We start from the raw sequence: 17,173 nt of genomic DNA on the forward strand, positions 1-17,173 counted from the left end.
CCTTTACTTGAGGCTGCCCATGAGGATTCCGCTGCGCCAGTACTTCTGGAGCGCGAACATGAAGACCGCGAGCGGAATGATCGACAGCAGCGACCCGGTGAGTACGAGGGTGTTCATGTCGCGGGAGGTCTGCGCCTGTTGCACCCAGGAGAAGAGGCCCAGGGTGACGGGGAAGGAGCGCTCGCCATTGAGCATGAACAGGGGGAGGAAGAAGTTGTTCCAGATGTTGACGAAGTCGAGCATGAAGATGGTGATGCCGCCGGTGCGCATCAGCCGGAGCGCGACCGCGAGGAAGATCCGTGTCTCGCCGGCACCGTCGATACGGGCCGCCTCCAGCAGCTCGACGGGCACCGAGGTGTCGGCGTAGACCTTGCCGAGGTAGACACCGAAGGGGTTGATGAAGTACGGGATCAGCACCGCCCAGACGGTGTTGGTGAGCCCGATCTCCGCGAAGACGAGGTAGAGCGGGAACGCCAGCAGGGTGCTCGGCAACAGCGAGGCGCCGACGATCAGTCCGAACAGGGTGCCCCGGCCCTTGAACGAGTACTTCGCCAGCCCGTAGCCGGCAGCGAGCGAGACCAGGGTCGACCCCGCGGCGCCGACGGTGGAGTAGACGACGGAGTTGAGGAGCCAGCGGCCGAAGACCCCGTCGTGGTAGTCCCAGATCGCGGTGAAGTTGTCGGCGAGATGGTTGGAGGAGAACCACAGGCCGAACGTGGAGTACAGGTCCGTCTGGTTCTTGGTGGAGGCGACCAGCAGGAACCAGGTGGGGGCGAGGGAGTAGACGAGGAAGACGATCAGGAGGCCGGTGGTGAGCGCCACCGCGCGGCGGGTGGGGCGCACACCGCCCCCGTGGGCGACGCTGCTCATGACATCTTCCTGTTCGTGACGCGGTAGAAGACGAAGGCGAGAACACCGGTGACGACGGCGAGGACCAGCGACTCCGCGGCCGCGTACTGGTAGTCGCCGGTCTTGAAGGCCCGGTCGAAGATCTCCAGCATCGGCGTGAAGTCCGTGCTGATGGACTCCGGCGCCACATACCGCAGGAACAGCGGCTCGGTGAACAGCTGGAGTCGGCCGATCAGGGAGAACATGCCGGTCAGCACGAGGATGCCGGTGATGTTGGGCACCTTGATCGACCAGGCGATCCGCCACTCCTTCGCCCCGTCGAGCCGGGCGGCCTCGTACAGTTCGCGCGGCAGCGCCTGGAGCGAGGCGGAGATGAGGATCATGTTGAAGCCGATGCCCTGCCAGGTGAGCAGGTTGCCCAGGGAGAGATAGGTGTTCAGGCCGCCGAAGAAGGTGACGCTCGTGCCGGCCTTGTCCGCGATGTCGACGATCGGGCTGGCGGTCGGGCTGTAGAGGAACAGCCAGATCAGGGTGGAGACCACGCCCGGGATGACGTACGGGATGAGCAGGCCCGCCCGGAAGAAGCGGACCGCGCGGGCCGCGACGCCGTCGAGCAGCAGGGCAAGCAGCAGGGAGATGCCCAGCATCACGGTGATCTGCGCGGCCCCGAAGAGGAGCGTGCGCAGCATGCCGGTCCAGAAGGTGCCGTCCGACAGGATCGCCGAGAAGTTGGCGAAGCCCGCGTAGACGATCTTCGTCGGGCCGAAGCCGATGCCGCTGCTCTTCTTCTCGTGCAGGCTCTGGCTGAAGGCGTAGCCGATCGGGACGACGTAGGTGAGGAGGAAGCCGATCAGGAAGGGCAGCATGAACAGCAGGCCCTTGTAGGCTCCCCGTCTTCCGGTCCGGCGGGGGGAGGTCCGCCGGACCGGGGATTCGGTGGCGACCTTCGCCGGTCGCGTGAGGGTGGACAAGGCAGTCTCCAGATCAGGTGGATCAGCAGATCAGGTGGATCAGCCGGCCGCGACGGCCTTGACGCCCTTGTCCTTCAGGTCGGCGAGCACCCAGCCCTGAAGATGGGTCAGCATCTCCTGCACGGTGAGTTCCTTCTTCATGACCTTGCCCCACTGCTTCTGCATCTCGGAGTACATGGCCGCGTAGTTCGGCCCGTACTGCCACTGGTCACCGACCCGGGAAGCGGCGGTGGTGATCACCTGCGCGCTGTCGGACTTCCCGTTGAACATCTCCGTCGGGATGATCTTGTCGACGTACGGGGAGACGTCCTTGACCGCCGGGAACAGGCCCGACTTGGAGGCGGGGTCGGTGAGCGCGGTCAGGGATTCCTTGCTGCTGGACAGCCAGGAAGCGAACTGGGCGGCCCGGTCGGGGTACGCGCAGCCCTTGAGTACGGCGGTCACGTCGAAGTTGCTGGAGGTCCGCGGCTCGGCCGGGTCGAAGAGCGGTGCGTCCGCGAGCTGCCACCTGCCCTTGGACCTGGGGAAGTTGGTGTCGTAGATCGGTAGCTGCCAGGTCGACGTCGTCATCATGATCGTCTTGCCGAGGTCCCATGTCTTGAAGACGCCCGGGTCGGCGTAGGAGGCGTTGGAGGCGAGGTCGTCGTCGACCAGCTGCTGCACGACCTCGCCCGCCCTGAGCGCCTCGGGCGAGGTGAAGCCGATCTCCCAGTGGTCACCGGCGATGTCGTACCACCGCGCGCCCGACTCCCAGGACAGGTCGACGAGGGTGCTCGGGTCCTCGCCGGCCATGTTGTAGATCTTGACGTCCTTGTCCTTCTTCCGCACCGCCTTGCCCGCGGCGATCACGTCGTCCCAGGTCTTCGGCTCCTTGATGCCGTACTTCTGGAAGAGGTCCGCCCGGTAGGCGGTGAACAGTGGTGAGGAACCGGTGGGGATGCCGTAGGTGGCGCCGCCGGGGCTTACCGCGTTCCAGGCGGGCGTCGTATAGCGGGACTTGTACGGCGCGGCGATCTCGGTGATGTCGGTGAGCAACCCGTCGGCGGCGAAGTTCGCCAGGTTCATCCCGTCCATCTTCGACAGACAAGGCGCGTTGCCGGAGGTCACCGCCGCGCGCAGCTTCTGGTACACGGTGTCGCCGGCCGCGTTGACGAACTTCACCCGAGTCTCGGGGTGCTCCTTGTTCCAGACGTCGACCTGCTGCTGGATGCCGTCGGTCCAGCTCCAGAACTCCAGCTGGACCTTGCCCTTGGTGGTCTTCGCTGCCGAGTCGGTGTCGCCACCGCCGCCGCAGGCGCTCAGGACGAGGGACAGGGACAGGGCGGCGGCCGCGCCGGCCAAGGCTCTCGTACGGGTGCTGCTCATCGGTCCTCCGGAGAAGGGCGGACAGTGCCTGCGACAGGGGGAGCCCGCGGGCGACTGGAGGCAGGGCAAGAGAAAGGGGGAAAGATTTGGCTGTAGAAACCGTTTCCCGTGGACCGTAAGACCACAGGCGGCCACCCGACAAGAGGAAGGTGGTCAATTGTTTCGCCAGATTTGCGCGCAGGTTGCACCGAAACTGCTGCTGAACTGGGCAGTTGGGCAGCCGAACCCCTTCAGCTTCGAGCGCGCACCCAGGCCAGACGGCACCGTGGGACGCTGTGACTGCCGCTCGCCATCAGCACTGATTCAGAATACGGTTACTACGCCTTCCCGCCGAAGGCGACCAGGACGGCCGATGGAGCCGCGAGTCCCACCGTCAGCGCACGCGCGCGCTCGTCCCAGGCGAGCGTGGTGCCGGGCCCGGATGCGAACAGCCCGTGAGGCTGCGCGCCTTCGGGAACCCACGGCAGCGGCACCGTCACGGTCGCCGCAGCACCTTCGCGACGCCACAGGGCGAGCAGGGTGGCGGCGTCGTCCGGTGTCGTCAGGGCGAGGGCGATCCAACCGTCGCGCCAGCCGGGCAGGCCGAGCGGCCAGTGCGCTCGGGTGGTCGGCAGGAGGTGGCGGTAGGTCTTGTACGTGTCCAACGCCTCTCGTACGACGGCGAGTTGTGCGTCGGTCAGCAGATCGGGGCGGCCGCTGAGATGCACCCGGCCGAGCAGCGCCGAGACCATCACCGTGCCGAGGTCGGCCTCGGTGTGCTCGGGCAGGGGGTAGGCCCAGATCGCGCCCTGTTCCGGGGTGACGGCGGCGGGCGCGGCGGCGGCGATGGCGGGCAGCAGCCGGAAGTCCTGCTGGTCGGTGACGGAGTGGATGGGCAGTCGGGAGAGGATCGCGTGGTCGGTGCGGCTGCCGCCCGCCGCGCAGCTCTCCAGGACCAGGGCGGGGTGCCGGTCGAGGACGCCGTCGAGCCAGGCGAGGTAGGCGCGGTTGTGACCCAGCAGACCGTCGCCGAGCCCGGCGGTGCCGTCCGGGCCGTCGGTGCCGGCGCCGATGTCGATGTTGTAGTCGAGCTTCAGACAGCCCACGCCGTAGTCGTCGACCATCCGGTCCACGACGGCGTCCAGGTACGCGCGGGCCGCCGGGTGCCTCAGGTCGAGCTGGTGGCGGCCCCACTCCGTCACACGGACGCCGTCACGGCGGAAGAACGCCTCGTCGGGCAGCTCGGCGGCGATCGGACTGCGTACACCGACGACTTCGGGTTCCAGCCACAGCCCCGGCACCATGCCCGCGCCACGGATCCGCTCGATCACCTCGCCCAGCCCTCCCGGGAACCGGGACGCCGCCTCACGCCACTCCCCCACCGCGTCCCACCAGCCCGGCACCCCGCCCGGGCCCACCGTGCCGGGCGGCTCAGGGTCGAACCAGCCCGCGTCGACGCAGAAGACCTCGGCGCCGGCTGCCGCCGCAGCGTCGATCAGGGGCAGCAGGGCCTTGGTGCTCGGCTCGCCCATCAGGCTGTTCATGAAGTCGTTGAAGACGACAGGGAGTTGCTCCAGGTCGGGGTGCGGTCGTCGGGTCGCGCGGCGGTGTGCGGTCATCGCCGCGAGGGCGGCCTCGAAGCCGCCCTCGGCGACCAGGGCGACGGCGGCCGGGACGGTACGGAAGCTGTCGCCGGGCATGAGCGCACGGCGCCACTGGTGTTCCCGGTCGGTGGGGCCGGACAGCACGAGGTACACGTCGTCGAACCGGTCGCCGAGTTCGGCGTGCCAGGAACCGTTGTGCTCGATCTGCCACAGCAGCGCACGGCCGGTGGACGGCTGCTCAAGGCAGCCCATCGGCAGGTACTCGGAGGAGGACCAGGAACCGGTACTGGTCACGGCGATCCGGTTCTTCGAGCCGGTCTGGCCGTAGGCGACCATGCCGACGTCGTACAGGCCGCGCTCCGCCAGGGTGGCCCGGGACCAGCGGAACTCGCCGCTCCAGGGGTTGGCGGCCAGCCACAGTGACAGGCCGTCCTCCCAGCGTTCGCCGACCGGGAGGTGCCGCGCCAGGTTGGACAGGGCGAAAGAGGAGACGTACTCCAGGAAGACCGGACGCCCGCCGGCGTCTGCCGGGTCGGCGGGGCCGGCGGTATCCGCCGTGTCGCCCGTGTCCGCCGTGTTCTCCACCAGAGCCTCGGCATGCAGGACGGGTATGCCGGCGCGCAGCGTGTAGACAGCGGTGACCGCCAGACCGGAGGTCTCGTCGGTCATGTGCACACTCAGCACGCGAACATCGCCGCTCTCGCTCTCCTCATGGCCCGAGTAGCGCAGGCACCGGGCCGCGGCGCCGTCCACGTGACGCTTGCCGGATGTGCCCAGCCGTCCGCTGTCCGTGGTCTGGATCTCGACCAGGGGCAGGGCCCGCCGGGCCAGTTGGGCACACCGTTCCGGCTCGCGCACCGGGTCGGGCAGCGAGGGCGCCTCACCCGCGGCCAGCACCGTGACCGGGCCCTCGGGCTCCCAGGAGAGGAGCAGACACAGGTCGTCGTGACCCCAGCGCAGGTACGTGGCGGACATGGCGGAGCCCCTAAGTCTGTGTAAGTGAGGAATAGAAAACGGAATAGAAAACGCTTACTGCACGACCACGCTAGTTGGTTCCTCCACCAGGCCGCAAGCAGTGCCGTATGCAGTAACGTCGGGCTTGTGACGGACAACGGTGGAAGTGCCCGCAAACCCTCTGGGCGCGGCAAAGCCAGGAGGAAGACAGCTGGGTCGGAGGGCCCGAGCACGATCCGCGATGTCGCGGCCAAGGCGGGCGTTTCCGTAGCAACCGTTTCCCGTGCCCTGGCCGGAAACTACCCGGTGTCGGCGGAGACGAGGGCCCGCGTCATGGCGGCCGTGGAGTCACTGCACTACGTGGTGAACGTCCACGCGAAGGCTCTCTCCGGAAGGGTCGCCGGTCCCGTCGCCCTCGTCATCAAGGACATCACCGGTCCCTCCCTGGCCCACGTCGCCGCCGGCGTGGAGCAGGAGGCCACCAGCCGCGGCCGGTTGAGCCTGGTCTGCTCCACACACGGCGACGCCGCCCGGGAGAACGACCTGGTGCAGCTCATGCGGGAGCAGCATGCCGCCGCGGTCGTCCTCGTCGGCGGTGTGGTGCCCGACGACGCCTACCACCGTCGTATGGCCGAGTACGCCAAGGCTCTCGACGCCGCCGGATCCCGGCTGGTGCTGGTCGGGCGCCCTCCCCTGCCCGCCGGGAGCCCCGCGACCGTGGTCGAGTACGACAACCGGGGCGGCGCCTTCCAGGCCACCTCGCACCTGCTCGCAGCCGGACACAGGCGCATCCTCTTCCTCGGCGGCGAGCCCGGGCTGAGCAGCGCCGACGAGCGCCGCGACGGCCACGCGGCCGCTCTGCGCGCCCATGCGACGGCGGATGAGGCGGAGTTGGACCTTCCGGGCTCGTACACCCGCACCTCGGGCTACCGGCGGGTGCGGGACGCCCTGGGCGCCGGCCTGGACTTCACCGCCGTCCACGCCGGCACCGACGCGATCGCCGTGGGCGCGCTGGCCGCCCTGCGCGAGGCGGGACTGCGGGTGCCCCATGACGTTTCCGTGGTCGGCTTCGACGACGTCCCCTACGCCACGGACCTGACACCGGCCCTCACCACGGTCCGCGTCCCCTACGAGGAGCTCGGGCGGACCGCCGTACGCCTGGCTCTCGACCGGGAGGAGAGCGTCGGGACCGACGACCACGTGGTGCTCAGCACGCAGTTGGTGATCCGGGAGTCCGTCCGGCCCCCCAGATGAACAGGCTGTGGTGCCGGGCCGCGGTGCGCGTTCTCGGGTTCCTGCCCGGGCCGGGCACCCAGCCTGGGGCGTCGCTCAGAACATGGTGTTGTCGTTCGCGGAGGTGGGCGGGATGACCTGGAGGACGTCCCAGTGTTCGACGATCTTGCCGCCCGTGTCGAAGCGGAAGATGTCGATGCCCGCGTACTCCTCGTCGGGCCAGATCTGGTGGCAGTGCAGGATGACGTGGTCGCCTTCCGCGAAGGCGCGCTTGAATTCGACGCGCTTGCCGGGATACTCGACGGCCATGCGTTCGAAGTAGTCGATGAACGCCTGCTTGCCGTCGGCGACGTGCGGGTTGTGCTGGATGTAGGTGTCACCGGCGAACCGGTCGATGGCCTCCGCCGGGCGGCACTGGTTGAACATCAAGTCGTAGAACGCTTTGGCCGCGGCCTTGTTCTTGTCGAGGTCGGTCATGGTGCCACCGTAGGGTCGAGCGCCGGGTGCGGCGCGGTGAGTACGTCGAGCAGGTGGTCGGCGCCGACGGGGACGGGCCGGGCAGGGTTGGCCGTACGACGACGTGTTCCGGAACTCCTGGCGGGCCCGGGCAGGCGTGAGCCCGACGCGGTAGGCCAGGGGTTCCGGAGGGACGCCGTGTGCGAGGCGCCGAGTGCTACGGCGTCGTCGGTCCTGCCGCTCGCCACCAGGCGGCGGAGGCATCACGCAGGGTGTTGGTGCCGCAGTGCACCTCGCCCATGCCGAGGTGGTACGTGTACCAGTCGTCGATGTACGACACCTTCATGCCCGCTCGCACATAGGCCGCTGTGACGGCTTGCGTGAAGATGTCCTTGCCGCCGATCACAGGACCCCATTGGCGGGGAGCGAGGTAGCGGTCGCGGCTGAGGAGGATGCCGTTGACCGCGCCGGGCACGTACGCGCTGGTCGCGACGGTCGCCCGGGCGGCCGCGGCGGAGCCGGAGTCGGTTCCGTCCCCGGCCAGCCACCGCTGCTGACCGCGCTCCTTCAGCCCGTCCAGCAGGGGCGTGCCACCCCCTGCGCCACCCCCCATGCGTGTCAGTCGCGGCACGGGGACTTCCTCCCCACCCGCTGTACGGGCCATCGAGCCGCGCGTGTAGAGGGCAGGCACGCGCACGATCTCGTCGTCGGTCACGCCGGTCTCACGCTTGAGAGTGTCCAGATTGGCCGCGATCCGCTGGGCCGCCATCGTGTTGTCGGCCACCAGGTGTCGAGAGGCGAGGGCCTGGTCGATGGTCTCCTCAAGCGGCGGGGAGCCCCCGAGGCCCGGAACGGAGAACATCCTGGTGCTTCCATGGCCCGCGCGCTGAGCGTCGCGCAGCAGGTCCAGGCCCGCTCCAGGGTCGGCCACGCCGATCCGCCAGCCACGCGGAGTGTCGGCGGGCAGGAACTGCACGAACTCGTCGACGTGCCCGACTTCCAGCCAGGAGGTGTCCAGGAGCAACGGATCCTGGAGCCCCTGGGACTTCAGCAGCGTACGCATGGTCGCCGAGGGCCGCTTGCCGCTGTCCTTGCGCCACCCCATGATGATCCGTCCGGCCGGGAACGCGCGGCCGCCCTGAGCGTACGGCGGGATGGTCTCCAGGTTCCCCATGGAGTTGAGAGACCAGTCCGCAGGTGCCGACGCGTCGAAGGCCTGCACGACTCCGATGTCCCGTCCCCGCACCTTCTCGAACAGCTCCCGGCCGGCCTCACGGTCCGGTTGCGCGGAACGCAGCATCACCCGCATCACGTGCCGACGCCCGTTCGTTCCGGTCATGCTGACGTAGGCCGGCTCGACGAAGTCCTGCGCCCAGGGGTCCTGGTACTTGTCGAACGTCACCAGGGGCCGGGTGATGCCGGCCTTCTCCGCCTCCTTCTTCAGATCGGTGACGAACTTGCCCTGAAGCCCGCTCCAGTCCGCGTCACTGTTCAGCTTGGTGACCATCATCTGCTGGGCCTTCTGGAGATGATGGTGGGTGAGGAGGGGGGCGACGCGCAGGGTGATCGAGTCGGATGTGCTCTGGCCGCCCGCCGTCACGGTCAGACGGATGGCCGTCTTGCCGTCCCACTTGCGCGTGTCCCGGATGACGTCGGTGGCCTCGACCCCGAACTCCACGCCGGAACGCAACTCTGCCGCCGACAGTCTGGTCTGCGGCGTGACCATGACCCAGTTGCCCGCACGCTTGAGGTAGACGCGGGTGTGCTTGGCGCCGGTGGTGACCTTGACGCTGCCCTTGGCGCCCGACGGCAGGCCGCTCATCGGAACCGAGCGGACACGGGCGAGGTCGGCGGCGTCGGCGGAGCCGTTGACGCGGGTGTCGGAGGCGTCGTTGCAGGCGGCCAGTTTGGCGTCGGACAGTGGTCTGCCGCCGGGTCCGGTGACTGGGCAGCGCTTGGTGTCATCGTCGATGTTGGGCAGGTAGACCGCTCCGCGGCCCACGGACCAGGTGTCCTCACCCGTGGTGTCGGTGCGTCCGGTGACGTCGACCCGCCCGTCGCGGTTCACGTCGGCACGGAGGTCGGCCCGTGCGGCAGGTCCCGCGGCCGAGGCAGGTGCGGGCGGCACGGCCAGGACCGTTCCGACCGCGGCGAGCACGAGGGCCACGGGGCCGACAGGGTTCGTTCGTATGTGGCGGTGTGAACGCACAGTGCGTTCCTCCTCAGTTCAGGGGGGTGTGCACCGTGCAAGAGACAAAGAAGCGGCTGTGCGTTCACTGTGCTGACAGAACGTCATACCGAGGTATGACGGGGCCCCGCCGATCGGGGGGCCGGATCAGGCTGTACAGGGTTGGAGCGCACGCCGCGGATGGCCGCTCCGTGGCCGACCTCTCGCGTTCAGGAATGACGCCGGATCGCTGGAGCACCCTGCCCTGCATTGACGCCATGAGCCGTCACTCCGAAGTGCCTGTCACGTCCGTCGAGGCCCATGAACCCCCCTATTACGTGGCTGTTTTCACCGCGGTGCGAACCGAGAACCAGAACGACTTCAGCGAGACCAACGCACGCATGGAGGATTTGGTGCAGGGCGTTGCCGGGTTCCTGGGGATGGACCACGCCCAGACTCCTGGCGGACTGGGCATCACCGTCAGCTACTTCCGTGACGCCGATGCCCTCACCGCGTGGCGGACCAACGTCGAGCACCGCGCGGCGCAAGAGCGCGGACGAGCCGAGTGGTACCAGAGCTACACGCTGCATGTGGCGAAGGTGGAGCGCAGTCACGGGTTCTTGAACGGCGCTGATGAGGCTCCCTGAGTCTGGCTCAGTGCGCGGTTCCGTGAAGCTCATGTGGGTTTGCCCCAGGCCGCCTGCTCAGCTGGCCGGGCCGGGACGCTCCGCAGGCTCGGGACGATCCTCGGCACCTGCCCGTCCAGCGCGCCAGAGTCCCGCCATGGTCGACAGGGGTTCGTTGCCCAGCGCAGCGCCAACCACCGTGCATCGGGCGGGAGCCGACGCGAGGTCCTGCTGTTCGTGATGGCTGTTCTGGGAGGCATCGCCGGCATCATCGGCCACGCGTGGGGGGAGGTCCTCGACCGGTAAAGGGCACAGTCCCCTACCCCGACGAAGCCCCAGGTCATCGGCCTGGGGCTGCGTCGATGGCGGTGGGGTCCACGCAGGTGGCGGACCTCAACCAGACGGCGTGACCGCCAACCTCACGCCGAACCACTGCTCGGCGCCGAACTCCTCGAACCGCTCCGCCTCAGTGAACCCCAGCTTCGCCGCGAGGCGCATCGCGCGGTCGTTGGCAGTCTGGGTGCAGAGCACCACCGGCTCGCCGGGAAGCGCGTCGGAGAACCAGTCGAGTGCCGCCGTGCACGCCTCGGCGGCGTACCCGAATCCCCAGGACTGCGGCAGGAACATGTAGCCGAGCTCGGTCTCCCCGCCATCGGGACGGACGCGCCCCTGACGTCCTGCGTCGCGCCGGTCGAGCGTGACCATGCCGATCATCGCCCCGTCGAGATCGATCACGAAGAAGCCGGGGCGCCGCCCGGGCACCTCAGGCACCGCACGCTCGAGCTCATCACGCGGTCGAGCGCCGCCGACATAGGTGCCCACCTCTGGCGAGGCGAACAAGTCGATGAACGCCGCGCGGTCCCGGGCCTCGGACTCACGGAGCACGAGCCGTTCGGTCCTTATCGGGGCAGGTGGCCAGGCGACGGGTCCGAGATCAGTCATGGCGGGCAACCTACCGCACACCCCCGCTCAGGAACCCGAGAATGGCCCGGCATACGAGGACTCAGGATGCGGCGGGATCCGACGGCTGCGACCGTATAGGTGAGGGGCGTGGTCCACTCGGGCCAGACCGCAGGGAGGAATCCATGATCAGGGCGCACCCCTCGCTCCTACGGAGTTGATCGAACGATGCGACAGGCTCCGGCGCTGCCGCCTGGCCGCTGGGCACGGCTCTGTACTCCGGCCGCCGGCGGACGGCCAGAGCATGCGATGACATCGTCCGAAGGAAGGTCCGGCCATGAACTGCTACGAATGTGCCCAGCAGGGTCGAACGGTGGCCGCGATCGCCGTCTGCCGAGTGTGCGGAGCAGCTGTGTGCACTGATCACGTGCGTTCCGAGAGCAAGCTTCTCCGTGAGACCGCGAGTCCGGGCAAGGTGACTCATGACCGAGCGGCCCGCAGCCTGACGTGCCCCGTATGCCGCGAGGCTGAGGAATCCAGGTAGGGGCCGGCGGCACGGTGTGAGCGCCTGGGCCTGAACGCACCACCCGCCCCCGGGGACGGCCGCCGTACGGCCGGCTCCCCGGGGCGCCGGCCGGCTAGGCCGTGGCAAGCGCCTGGACGGTGTCGCCCATGAGGTCCGCCACTTCCTTCCAGTCGGCGAGTGAGATCGTCAAGGGGGGCAGGAGCTTCAGTACGTGTCCCAGTCCTGAGGTCTCGGCGATGACGCCGGCGCGGAACAAGGCCCGTCGTACCCGCTCGGCTGCTTCGGGGTCGGGGAACCTGAGTCCGCTCATCGCTCCCTTGCCGACGACTTCGGCGGCACCCGCTGGGAGGGAGTCGGTGATGCTCACGAGGCTGGTGCGGATGGCGGTGGCCAGTTCGGCCGTGTGGTGGGTGAAGTGCGGGTCGGTCCAGTGGTCGAGTGCTGCGGAGCCCGCCACGAAGGCGAGGTTGTGGCCACGGAAGGTGCCGTTGTGCTCGCCGGGCGCCCACTGGTCGATCTCGGGCCGGATCAGCAGGGCCGCCATGGGCAGCCCCATGCCGCTGAGGGACTTCGACAGGCAGACAAGGTCGGGGCGGAGTTCGGGGGCGTCCTCGAAACTGAGGAAGGTGCCGGTGCGTCCGCAGCCCGCCTGGATGTCGTCGACGATCACCAACGCGCCGGTGGCGTCGGCGAGTTCACGGATCCGGGCCAGCCAGAGGCGGGGCGCTGTGTGGAGTCCGCCCTCGCCCTGGACCGTCTCCAGCAGGATCGCCGCGGGCGGGGGGCCGGCCTCGGCGCGCTCCAGGGCGGCGGCCGCGTCGGGGGCGTCGCCGTACGGGAGGATCGTGACGTCGGTCAGCGGGACGCCAGCCGCTCCACGCAGCAGCGGGGAGGTCGTGGCGGCGAGGGCTCCGAGTGACGCGCCGTGGAAGCCTCCGGTGAAGGCGATCACCTCGGTGCGTCCGGTGACCTTGCGGGCCAGCTTCAGGGCGGCCTCGACCGCCAGGGTTCCGGCCGGTCCGGGGAACTGCATCACGTGGTCGCCGAGCCCGCGCGGTTCCAGGACCAGGCTCGCGAAGCGCTCCAGGAAGTCGGCCTTGGCCGCCGTGTGCAGGTCCAGGGACTGCACCGGGCCCCCGGCCGCGAGATAGGCCGTCACCTTTTCGACGATCGCGGGCGGGTTGTGGCCGTAGTTGAGCGAGCCGGCCCCGCACAGCAGGTCGACATAGCGGCGCCCGGAGGCGTCCCACAGGTGGTGTCCGGCGGCTCGTTCGAAGACCACCGGGAAGTCGCGGCAGTAGCTGCGTACGTTCGACTCGTGACGTTCGAACACCGCCAGGGGCGTCCGGTCGGTCTCGGTCATGTCAGCACGTACCTTTCATCGGTTCTCGTAACGCGTCGGGGGCCGACGTCGCTTGAGGCGTCACTTGACCAGCACCGTTCCGTCATCGGGGCGGTGGTCCCGGGAGCGGCGAAGGTCGCTGAACGCGAACGTCCGCTGGAGCCAGCGGTCACGGCCGTCGTAGCGCGGGGTGAACGCCGAACGGCCGTGCAGGGTGACGCGGTTGTCGACGACGGCGAGGTCGCCGGGGCGCAGCAGCACCCCCGTGTACGTGCGGTGCGCCACCTCGGCCAGTTCGGCGAGGGCGGCCCGGCCCTCGGGAGTCACCGCCTTGGTGGCCGCCTCGTCGAAGCACCAGTCGGGGTCGCCCGGGTCACCTGTGAGCACGGCGTGTGCGGTGCCCTCGCCGGTCAGGCCGAAGGACGGTGGTGCCTCGGTGAGGTATTCGGGCCTGCCGAGCGCCTCGCGGGTGCGGGGAGTGAGCAGGGGCAGGACGCGGCGTGCACAGCTGGTGCGCAGTTCCGCGACACCCTCGTGGTCGGGGCGCAGGCACAGCAGCATCACGTAGTCGGGCCGGTGGGGGTGGAAGGCGTTCTCGGTGTGGAAGGTGAGTTCGACCGAGCCGACGTTGCCCTGGACCGCCTCCTGGCCCGGCACCGGCACCACGTCCTGGACCAGGGCGCCGGACTTCTCCGCCGCGAACGCGGCCGGGTCGCCGAGCCCGGCCGCGAACAGCAGCAGTGCTGCCGCCGGCAGCGACGGGCTGTGCTGGACCGAGCCCCGCACCATGGGGGTCGGCGGCAGGTGGGCGGCACCGATGGGGAGCCTCCTGAGGACGAGGGCGCCGTCCGGGCCGGAATGCCTGCGGAACTCCCTTACGGTGCGCCGCAGTTCGGCGGGTACGTCCTCCCAGGCGTGCCGGGCGTGCGCCACCCATGCCGGGTCGTCGACCCGGTCGCCCGCCTGGTCCAGCACTTCAGCCGCCACATGGCCCAGCCGGGCCAGGGTGCGGGCGTCGCACCGCACCGTGCCGTCGGCGCTCGCCGGGGCGTACGGCGCCTGCGTCATCTCGACGCTGCTCACGTGCGTGTTCCCTTTCGTCCGTGTCACTCGCCCATGGCCTGCACGAGGCTCTTGGGGCGCAGGTCGGTCCACTCGCGCTCGACGTACTCCAGGCAGGCGGTGCGGTTGTCCGGGCCGAAGACAGTGGTCCAGCCGGCGGGTACGGCGGTGAAGTCGGGCCACAGCGAGTGCTGGCCCTCGTCGTTGGCCGCCTGCTCGGTGCTGCTCATCACCGTCTTCGTCACGCTGTCGACCTGGCGCTACCGCACCCGCACGAGCCGCTGACCGCGACCGCGATCGCGCCACCACCGGGCCGGGCCGATCCCCGCGCCCACCCCGCACAGGAGCCCCCATGACCGTCCCCACCCTGCGCCTCGGCCTCAACCTCGGCTACTGGGTCGGCGGCAACGACGCCTCCAACCTCCCGCTCGCCTCCCTGGCCGAGGACCTCGGCTACTCGGCGGTGTGGGTCTCTGAGGCCTACGGATCCGACGCCGTCACCCTGCTGTCCTGGATCGCCGCCCGCACCTCCCGCATCGACGTCGGCAGCGCGGTCCTGCAGATCCCGGCCCGCTCGCCCGCCATGACGGCGATGACCGCCGCCACCCTCGACACCTTGTCCGGCGGTCGGCTCAGGCTCGGCCTCGGTGTGTCCGGCCCCCAGGTCTCGGAGGGCTGGCACGGCGTCAGATTCGGCTCACCGCTGGGCCGTACCCGCGAATACGTCGACCTGGTGCGCCGCGCGCTGCGCCGCGAGCCCCTGGAGTACGGGGGCCGCCACTTCACGCTGCCGCTGCCGGACGGCCCCGGCAAGGCACTCGCGCTGACCATCCGGCCACCGCGCGAGCGGATCCCGGTGTACCTCGCCGCGCTCGGCCCGAGGAACCTGGAGCTGGCCGGGGAGATCGCCGACGGCTGGCTCCCGGTGTTCTTCTCCCCCGCCCACGCCGCCCAGCAGTTGGCGCCGCTCAAGGCGGGCCTCGCCAAGTCGGGGCGCACCCTCGACGGGTTCGACATCGCCCCCGGCGTACCCCTGGTGACCGGCGCCGACTGGCGGGCCTGCGCACGCCGGGTGCGGGGGTACGCCGCGCTGTACCTCGGCGGCATGGGCGGGCGGGCGGACAACCACTACACCCAGCTGGCCGAACGCATGGGCTTCGGCCCCGAGGCCCGTGCCGTCCAGGAGCGGTTCCTGGCCGGTGACTACCCGGGCGCCATGGCCGCCGTACCGCTCGAATTCCTCGACGCGACCTCGCTGCTCGGGCCGCGGGAGCGCATCGCGGAGCGGATGACGGCGTTCGCCGAGGCCGGTGCCACCACGCTCAACGTCATGCCGGTCGGCCCCGGTCTGCCCGGACCGGACCGCGCCGCCGGTGCGCTGCGCATCGCCGTCGAGGCGGCGGAACTCGCCGGGCTGCTCGCGCCCGACCCGCGCCCCGAAGGTTCCCGCCCACGAAGCACCCACCACACCAGGAGAGACCCGAAGCCATGACCACGCATGACACGACCAAGCTGATCTGCCTGCCGTACGCCGGGGCGGGCGCCTCCCTCTACCGTCCCTGGACGACCCTGGCCGGGGACACGCTGGAGATCGTGCCCCTGCAACTGCCGGGCCGCGAACGGCTGATCGACGAGGAGCCGTACCGGGACGTGCACCAGGCCGTCGACGGCCTCCTGGCCGAGCTGCGGGAACTGCTCGGTGACGGCGGGGGCAGGGTGGCCCTCTTCGGGCACAGCCTCGGTGCGGTGCTCGCCTACGAACTCGCCCACCGGCTGGTCGCCGAGCCCGGCGTCGAGTTGGTCCACGTGTTCGTCAGCGGGTCCCCCGAACCGGCCCGGGGACGCGAGCGGCGGGCCACCGGACTGACCGACGAGGACTTCCTCGCCCGGGTCGGCGAGTTCGCCGGCTACCACCATCCCGCGCTGGACGACCCGGAGATGCGCGAGATGATCCTGCCCGCCCTGCGCGCGGACGTCGAGATGCACGAGAACTACACGCCCTCCACCGGCCTCCCGCTGGACGCGCCGCTCACGGTCGTACGGGGCGAGGACGACGACCTGGTCGGCTACGACGACGCCGAGTCCTGGAGCAAGGTCGTCGCCCGGGACTTCGAGCACGTCGAGGTTCCCGGCGGCCACATGTACCTCACCGACGCCGCGCCCGCGCTGGTCCGGCTGATCGTCTCGACGGTCCTGTAGCCCCGCCCGTTCCAGCTTCCCCGAGCTTCAAGGAGTACCCGATGCGACTCGACGGCAAGTCGGTCCTCGTCACCGGCGCCGCCCGCGGACTCGGCAGGGCCATCGCCCTCGCCTGTGCCGCCGAGGGCGCCGATCTCACCCTGCTGGACATCTGTGCCGAGCTGCCCGGTGTGCCCTACTCGCTGGGCACACCGGGGCAGTTGGCGCACACGGCCGCGCTGTGCCGGGAGGCGGGCGCGGCCGTCCTCACCACCGAGACCGACATCCGGGACCTGCGGGCCGTACGGGAGGCCGTGACCCGGGCCGAGGACCGGTACGGCCGGATCGACGTCGTCGTGAACAACGCGGGCATCGCCGCGCCCTCGGGCAAGCCGGTGCACGACATCGACGAGGACGAGTGGTCCCTGATGATCGACGTGGACCTCTCCGGCGCCTGGCGGGTGATCCGCGAGGTCGGCAAGGCGATGAGCGCCAGGCGCGCCGGAAGCATCGTCAACGTGGCCTCGACCGCGGGGCTCGTGGGCTACCGGCACTTCGCCGGGTACGTCGCCGCCAAGCACGCCGTGGTCGGGCTCACGAAGGCGGCGGCGCTCGACTACGCGCCGACGAAGGTCCGCGTGAACGCGGTCTGTCCCGGGTCGGTGCGCGACGACGCGCAGGCCGAGGGCCGCATGCTCGCCGAGATCGCCCGGGCTCTGGACGTGCCGGTGCACGAACACGAGAAGACCTTCGTCGAGGCGCAGCCGATGAACGCGCTGATCGAGCCGGAGGACGTCGCGGCGGCGGTGGTCTTCCTCGCCTCGGACGACTCCCGCCAGATCACCGGCTCGGTCCTGACCGTGGACGGCGGATTCAGCAGCCGCTGAGGTCACGGAGCGCCCGCGCCCTCGCCCTTCACCGTTCGCCGTTCGCCCTTCGCCCTTCGCCCTTCGCCCCGTAC

The 17,173-nt window shown here is 70.0% G+C and carries 16 protein-coding genes; 6 read left to right on the top strand and 10 right to left on the bottom strand.

Features of this window, described 5'->3' with window-relative positions; genetic code table 11:
• Nucleotides 1-3: 3 nt before the first annotated feature.
• The 4 genes from ACFU95_RS36095 to ACFU95_RS36110 form a co-directional block, all read right to left on the bottom strand.
• On the bottom strand, nucleotides 4-870 hold the full coding sequence (locus ACFU95_RS36095) for a carbohydrate ABC transporter permease (RefSeq protein ID WP_383836967.1): 867 nt from the start codon (nucleotides 868-870) through the stop codon (nucleotides 4-6).
• Nucleotides 867-1,820, bottom strand: coding sequence for a carbohydrate ABC transporter permease (locus ACFU95_RS36100; protein ID WP_383836970.1), 954 nt, complete (start codon nucleotides 1,818-1,820; stop codon nucleotides 867-869). Before ACFU95_RS36100 ends, ACFU95_RS36095 begins: the two co-directional genes overlap by 4 nt.
• A gap of 39 nt (nucleotides 1,821-1,859) precedes the next feature.
• Nucleotides 1,860-3,185, bottom strand: coding sequence for an ABC transporter substrate-binding protein (locus tag ACFU95_RS36105; RefSeq protein WP_383836973.1), 1,326 nt, complete (start codon nucleotides 3,183-3,185; stop codon nucleotides 1,860-1,862).
• Nucleotides 3,186-3,502: 317 nt separating this feature from the next.
• Nucleotides 3,503-5,743 (bottom strand): glycoside hydrolase family 36 protein, encoded by a 2,241-nt coding sequence (locus ACFU95_RS36110; RefSeq protein ID WP_383836976.1) that lies wholly within the window; start codon nucleotides 5,741-5,743, stop codon nucleotides 3,503-3,505.
• Nucleotides 5,744-5,869: 126 nt separating this feature from the next.
• Here ACFU95_RS36110 and ACFU95_RS36115 point away from each other — a divergent pair, with 126 nt between their 5' ends.
• Entirely contained in the window at nucleotides 5,870-6,976 is a 1,107-nt protein-coding gene (locus ACFU95_RS36115; protein ID WP_383836979.1) for a LacI family DNA-binding transcriptional regulator, read from the top strand.
• A 75-nt stretch (nucleotides 6,977-7,051) separates the two neighbouring features.
• Here the strand turns inward: ACFU95_RS36115 and ACFU95_RS36120 are convergent, their stop codons facing one another.
• Both ACFU95_RS36120 and ACFU95_RS36125 read right to left on the bottom strand, forming a co-directional pair.
• Nucleotides 7,052-7,432, bottom strand: a complete 381-nt coding sequence (locus ACFU95_RS36120; RefSeq protein WP_383836982.1) for a nuclear transport factor 2 family protein — start codon at nucleotides 7,430-7,432, stop codon at nucleotides 7,052-7,054.
• A 196-nt stretch (nucleotides 7,433-7,628) separates the two neighbouring features.
• Nucleotides 7,629-9,569 carry a protein-arginine deiminase domain-containing protein gene (locus tag ACFU95_RS36125; protein ID WP_383837085.1) on the bottom strand — a complete coding sequence of 647 codons (1,941 nt, stop codon included), beginning with the start codon at nucleotides 9,567-9,569 and terminating at the stop codon, nucleotides 7,629-7,631.
• 287 nt (nucleotides 9,570-9,856) lie between these two features.
• Here ACFU95_RS36125 and ACFU95_RS36130 point away from each other — a divergent pair, with 287 nt between their 5' ends.
• Nucleotides 9,857-10,225, top strand: coding sequence for an antibiotic biosynthesis monooxygenase family protein (locus ACFU95_RS36130; protein ID WP_383837087.1), 369 nt, complete (start codon nucleotides 9,857-9,859; stop codon nucleotides 10,223-10,225).
• 372 nt (nucleotides 10,226-10,597) lie between these two features.
• Here ACFU95_RS36130 and ACFU95_RS36135 read toward each other — a convergent pair whose 3' ends face one another.
• Nucleotides 10,598-11,146, bottom strand: a complete 549-nt coding sequence (locus ACFU95_RS36135; RefSeq protein WP_383836985.1) for a GNAT family N-acetyltransferase — start codon at nucleotides 11,144-11,146, stop codon at nucleotides 10,598-10,600.
• Between the two features lie 295 nt (nucleotides 11,147-11,441).
• On the opposite strand from ACFU95_RS36135, the gene ACFU95_RS36140 reads away from it, so the two are divergent.
• The gene (locus tag ACFU95_RS36140; protein ID WP_383836988.1) at nucleotides 11,442-11,648 is read left to right on the top strand and encodes a DUF2180 family protein; all 207 of its coding nucleotides are present in this window, start codon (nucleotides 11,442-11,444) and stop codon (nucleotides 11,646-11,648) included.
• Nucleotides 11,649-11,742: 94 nt separating this feature from the next.
• On the opposite strand, the gene ACFU95_RS36145 is transcribed toward ACFU95_RS36140, so the two are convergent.
• From ACFU95_RS36145 to ACFU95_RS36155, 3 genes are read right to left on the bottom strand one after another with little or no spacing between them, the layout of a single operon-like run.
• The gene (locus ACFU95_RS36145; RefSeq protein WP_383836990.1) at nucleotides 11,743-12,993 is read right to left on the bottom strand and encodes a diaminobutyrate--2-oxoglutarate transaminase; all 1,251 of its coding nucleotides are present in this window, start codon (nucleotides 12,991-12,993) and stop codon (nucleotides 11,743-11,745) included.
• A gap of 60 nt (nucleotides 12,994-13,053) precedes the next feature.
• On the bottom strand, nucleotides 13,054-14,055 hold the full coding sequence (locus tag ACFU95_RS36150) for a TauD/TfdA family dioxygenase (protein WP_383836993.1): 1,002 nt from the start codon (nucleotides 14,053-14,055) through the stop codon (nucleotides 13,054-13,056).
• A 23-nt stretch (nucleotides 14,056-14,078) separates the two neighbouring features.
• A complete protein-coding gene (locus tag ACFU95_RS36155; RefSeq protein WP_383837090.1) occupies nucleotides 14,079-14,264 on the bottom strand; it encodes an MbtH family protein in 186 nt (61 codons plus the stop codon).
• Nucleotides 14,265-14,386: 122 nt separating this feature from the next.
• On the opposite strand from ACFU95_RS36155, the gene ACFU95_RS36160 reads away from it, so the two are divergent.
• The 3 genes from ACFU95_RS36160 to ACFU95_RS36170 are packed head-to-tail and all read left to right on the top strand — an operon-like array spanning nucleotide 14,387 to nucleotide 17,099.
• Nucleotides 14,387-15,526, top strand: coding sequence for an LLM class F420-dependent oxidoreductase (locus ACFU95_RS36160; RefSeq protein ID WP_383836996.1), 1,140 nt, complete (start codon nucleotides 14,387-14,389; stop codon nucleotides 15,524-15,526).
• Nucleotides 15,523-16,233, top strand: coding sequence for a thioesterase II family protein (locus ACFU95_RS36165; RefSeq protein ID WP_383836998.1), 711 nt, complete (start codon nucleotides 15,523-15,525; stop codon nucleotides 16,231-16,233). The genes ACFU95_RS36160 and ACFU95_RS36165 overlap by 4 nt, the downstream gene beginning before the upstream one ends.
• A 41-nt stretch (nucleotides 16,234-16,274) precedes the next feature.
• Entirely contained in the window at nucleotides 16,275-17,099 is an 825-nt protein-coding gene (locus tag ACFU95_RS36170) for an SDR family oxidoreductase (protein WP_383837001.1), read from the top strand.
• Nucleotides 17,100-17,173: the final 74 nt, after the last annotated feature.

The sequence above is a fragment of the Streptomyces sp. NPDC057623 genome, assembly GCF_042800355.1.
Classification (GTDB): domain Bacteria; phylum Actinomycetota; class Actinomycetes; order Streptomycetales; family Streptomycetaceae; genus Streptomyces.

Excerpts from the sequence above, each read along its gene's own strand:
- ACFU95_RS36095 (WP_383836967.1), bottom strand. The coding sequence starts at position 870 with ATGAGCAGCGTCGCCCACGGGGGCGGTGTGCGCCCCACCCGCCGCGCG.
- ACFU95_RS36155 (WP_383837090.1), bottom strand. The coding sequence starts at position 14,264 with ATGAGCAGCACCGAGCAGGCGGCCAACGACGAGGGCCAGCACTCGCTG.
- ACFU95_RS36165 (WP_383836998.1), top strand. The coding sequence starts at position 15,523 with ATGACCACGCATGACACGACCAAGCTGATCTGCCTGCCGTACGCCGGG.
- ACFU95_RS36110 (WP_383836976.1), bottom strand. The coding sequence starts at position 5,743 with ATGTCCGCCACGTACCTGCGCTGGGGTCACGACGACCTGTGTCTGCTC.
- ACFU95_RS36135 (WP_383836985.1), bottom strand. The coding sequence starts at position 11,146 with ATGACTGATCTCGGACCCGTCGCCTGGCCACCTGCCCCGATAAGGACC.
- ACFU95_RS36140 (WP_383836988.1), top strand. The coding sequence starts at position 11,442 with ATGAACTGCTACGAATGTGCCCAGCAGGGTCGAACGGTGGCCGCGATC.
- ACFU95_RS36105 (WP_383836973.1), bottom strand. The coding sequence starts at position 3,185 with ATGAGCAGCACCCGTACGAGAGCCTTGGCCGGCGCGGCCGCCGCCCTG.
- ACFU95_RS36145 (WP_383836990.1), bottom strand. The coding sequence starts at position 12,993 with ATGACCGAGACCGACCGGACGCCCCTGGCGGTGTTCGAACGTCACGAG.
- ACFU95_RS36130 (WP_383837087.1), top strand. The coding sequence starts at position 9,857 with ATGAGCCGTCACTCCGAAGTGCCTGTCACGTCCGTCGAGGCCCATGAA.
- ACFU95_RS36120 (WP_383836982.1), bottom strand. The coding sequence starts at position 7,432 with ATGACCGACCTCGACAAGAACAAGGCCGCGGCCAAAGCGTTCTACGAC.
- ACFU95_RS36160 (WP_383836996.1), top strand. The coding sequence starts at position 14,387 with ATGACCGTCCCCACCCTGCGCCTCGGCCTCAACCTCGGCTACTGGGTC.
- ACFU95_RS36170 (WP_383837001.1), top strand. The coding sequence starts at position 16,275 with ATGCGACTCGACGGCAAGTCGGTCCTCGTCACCGGCGCCGCCCGCGGA.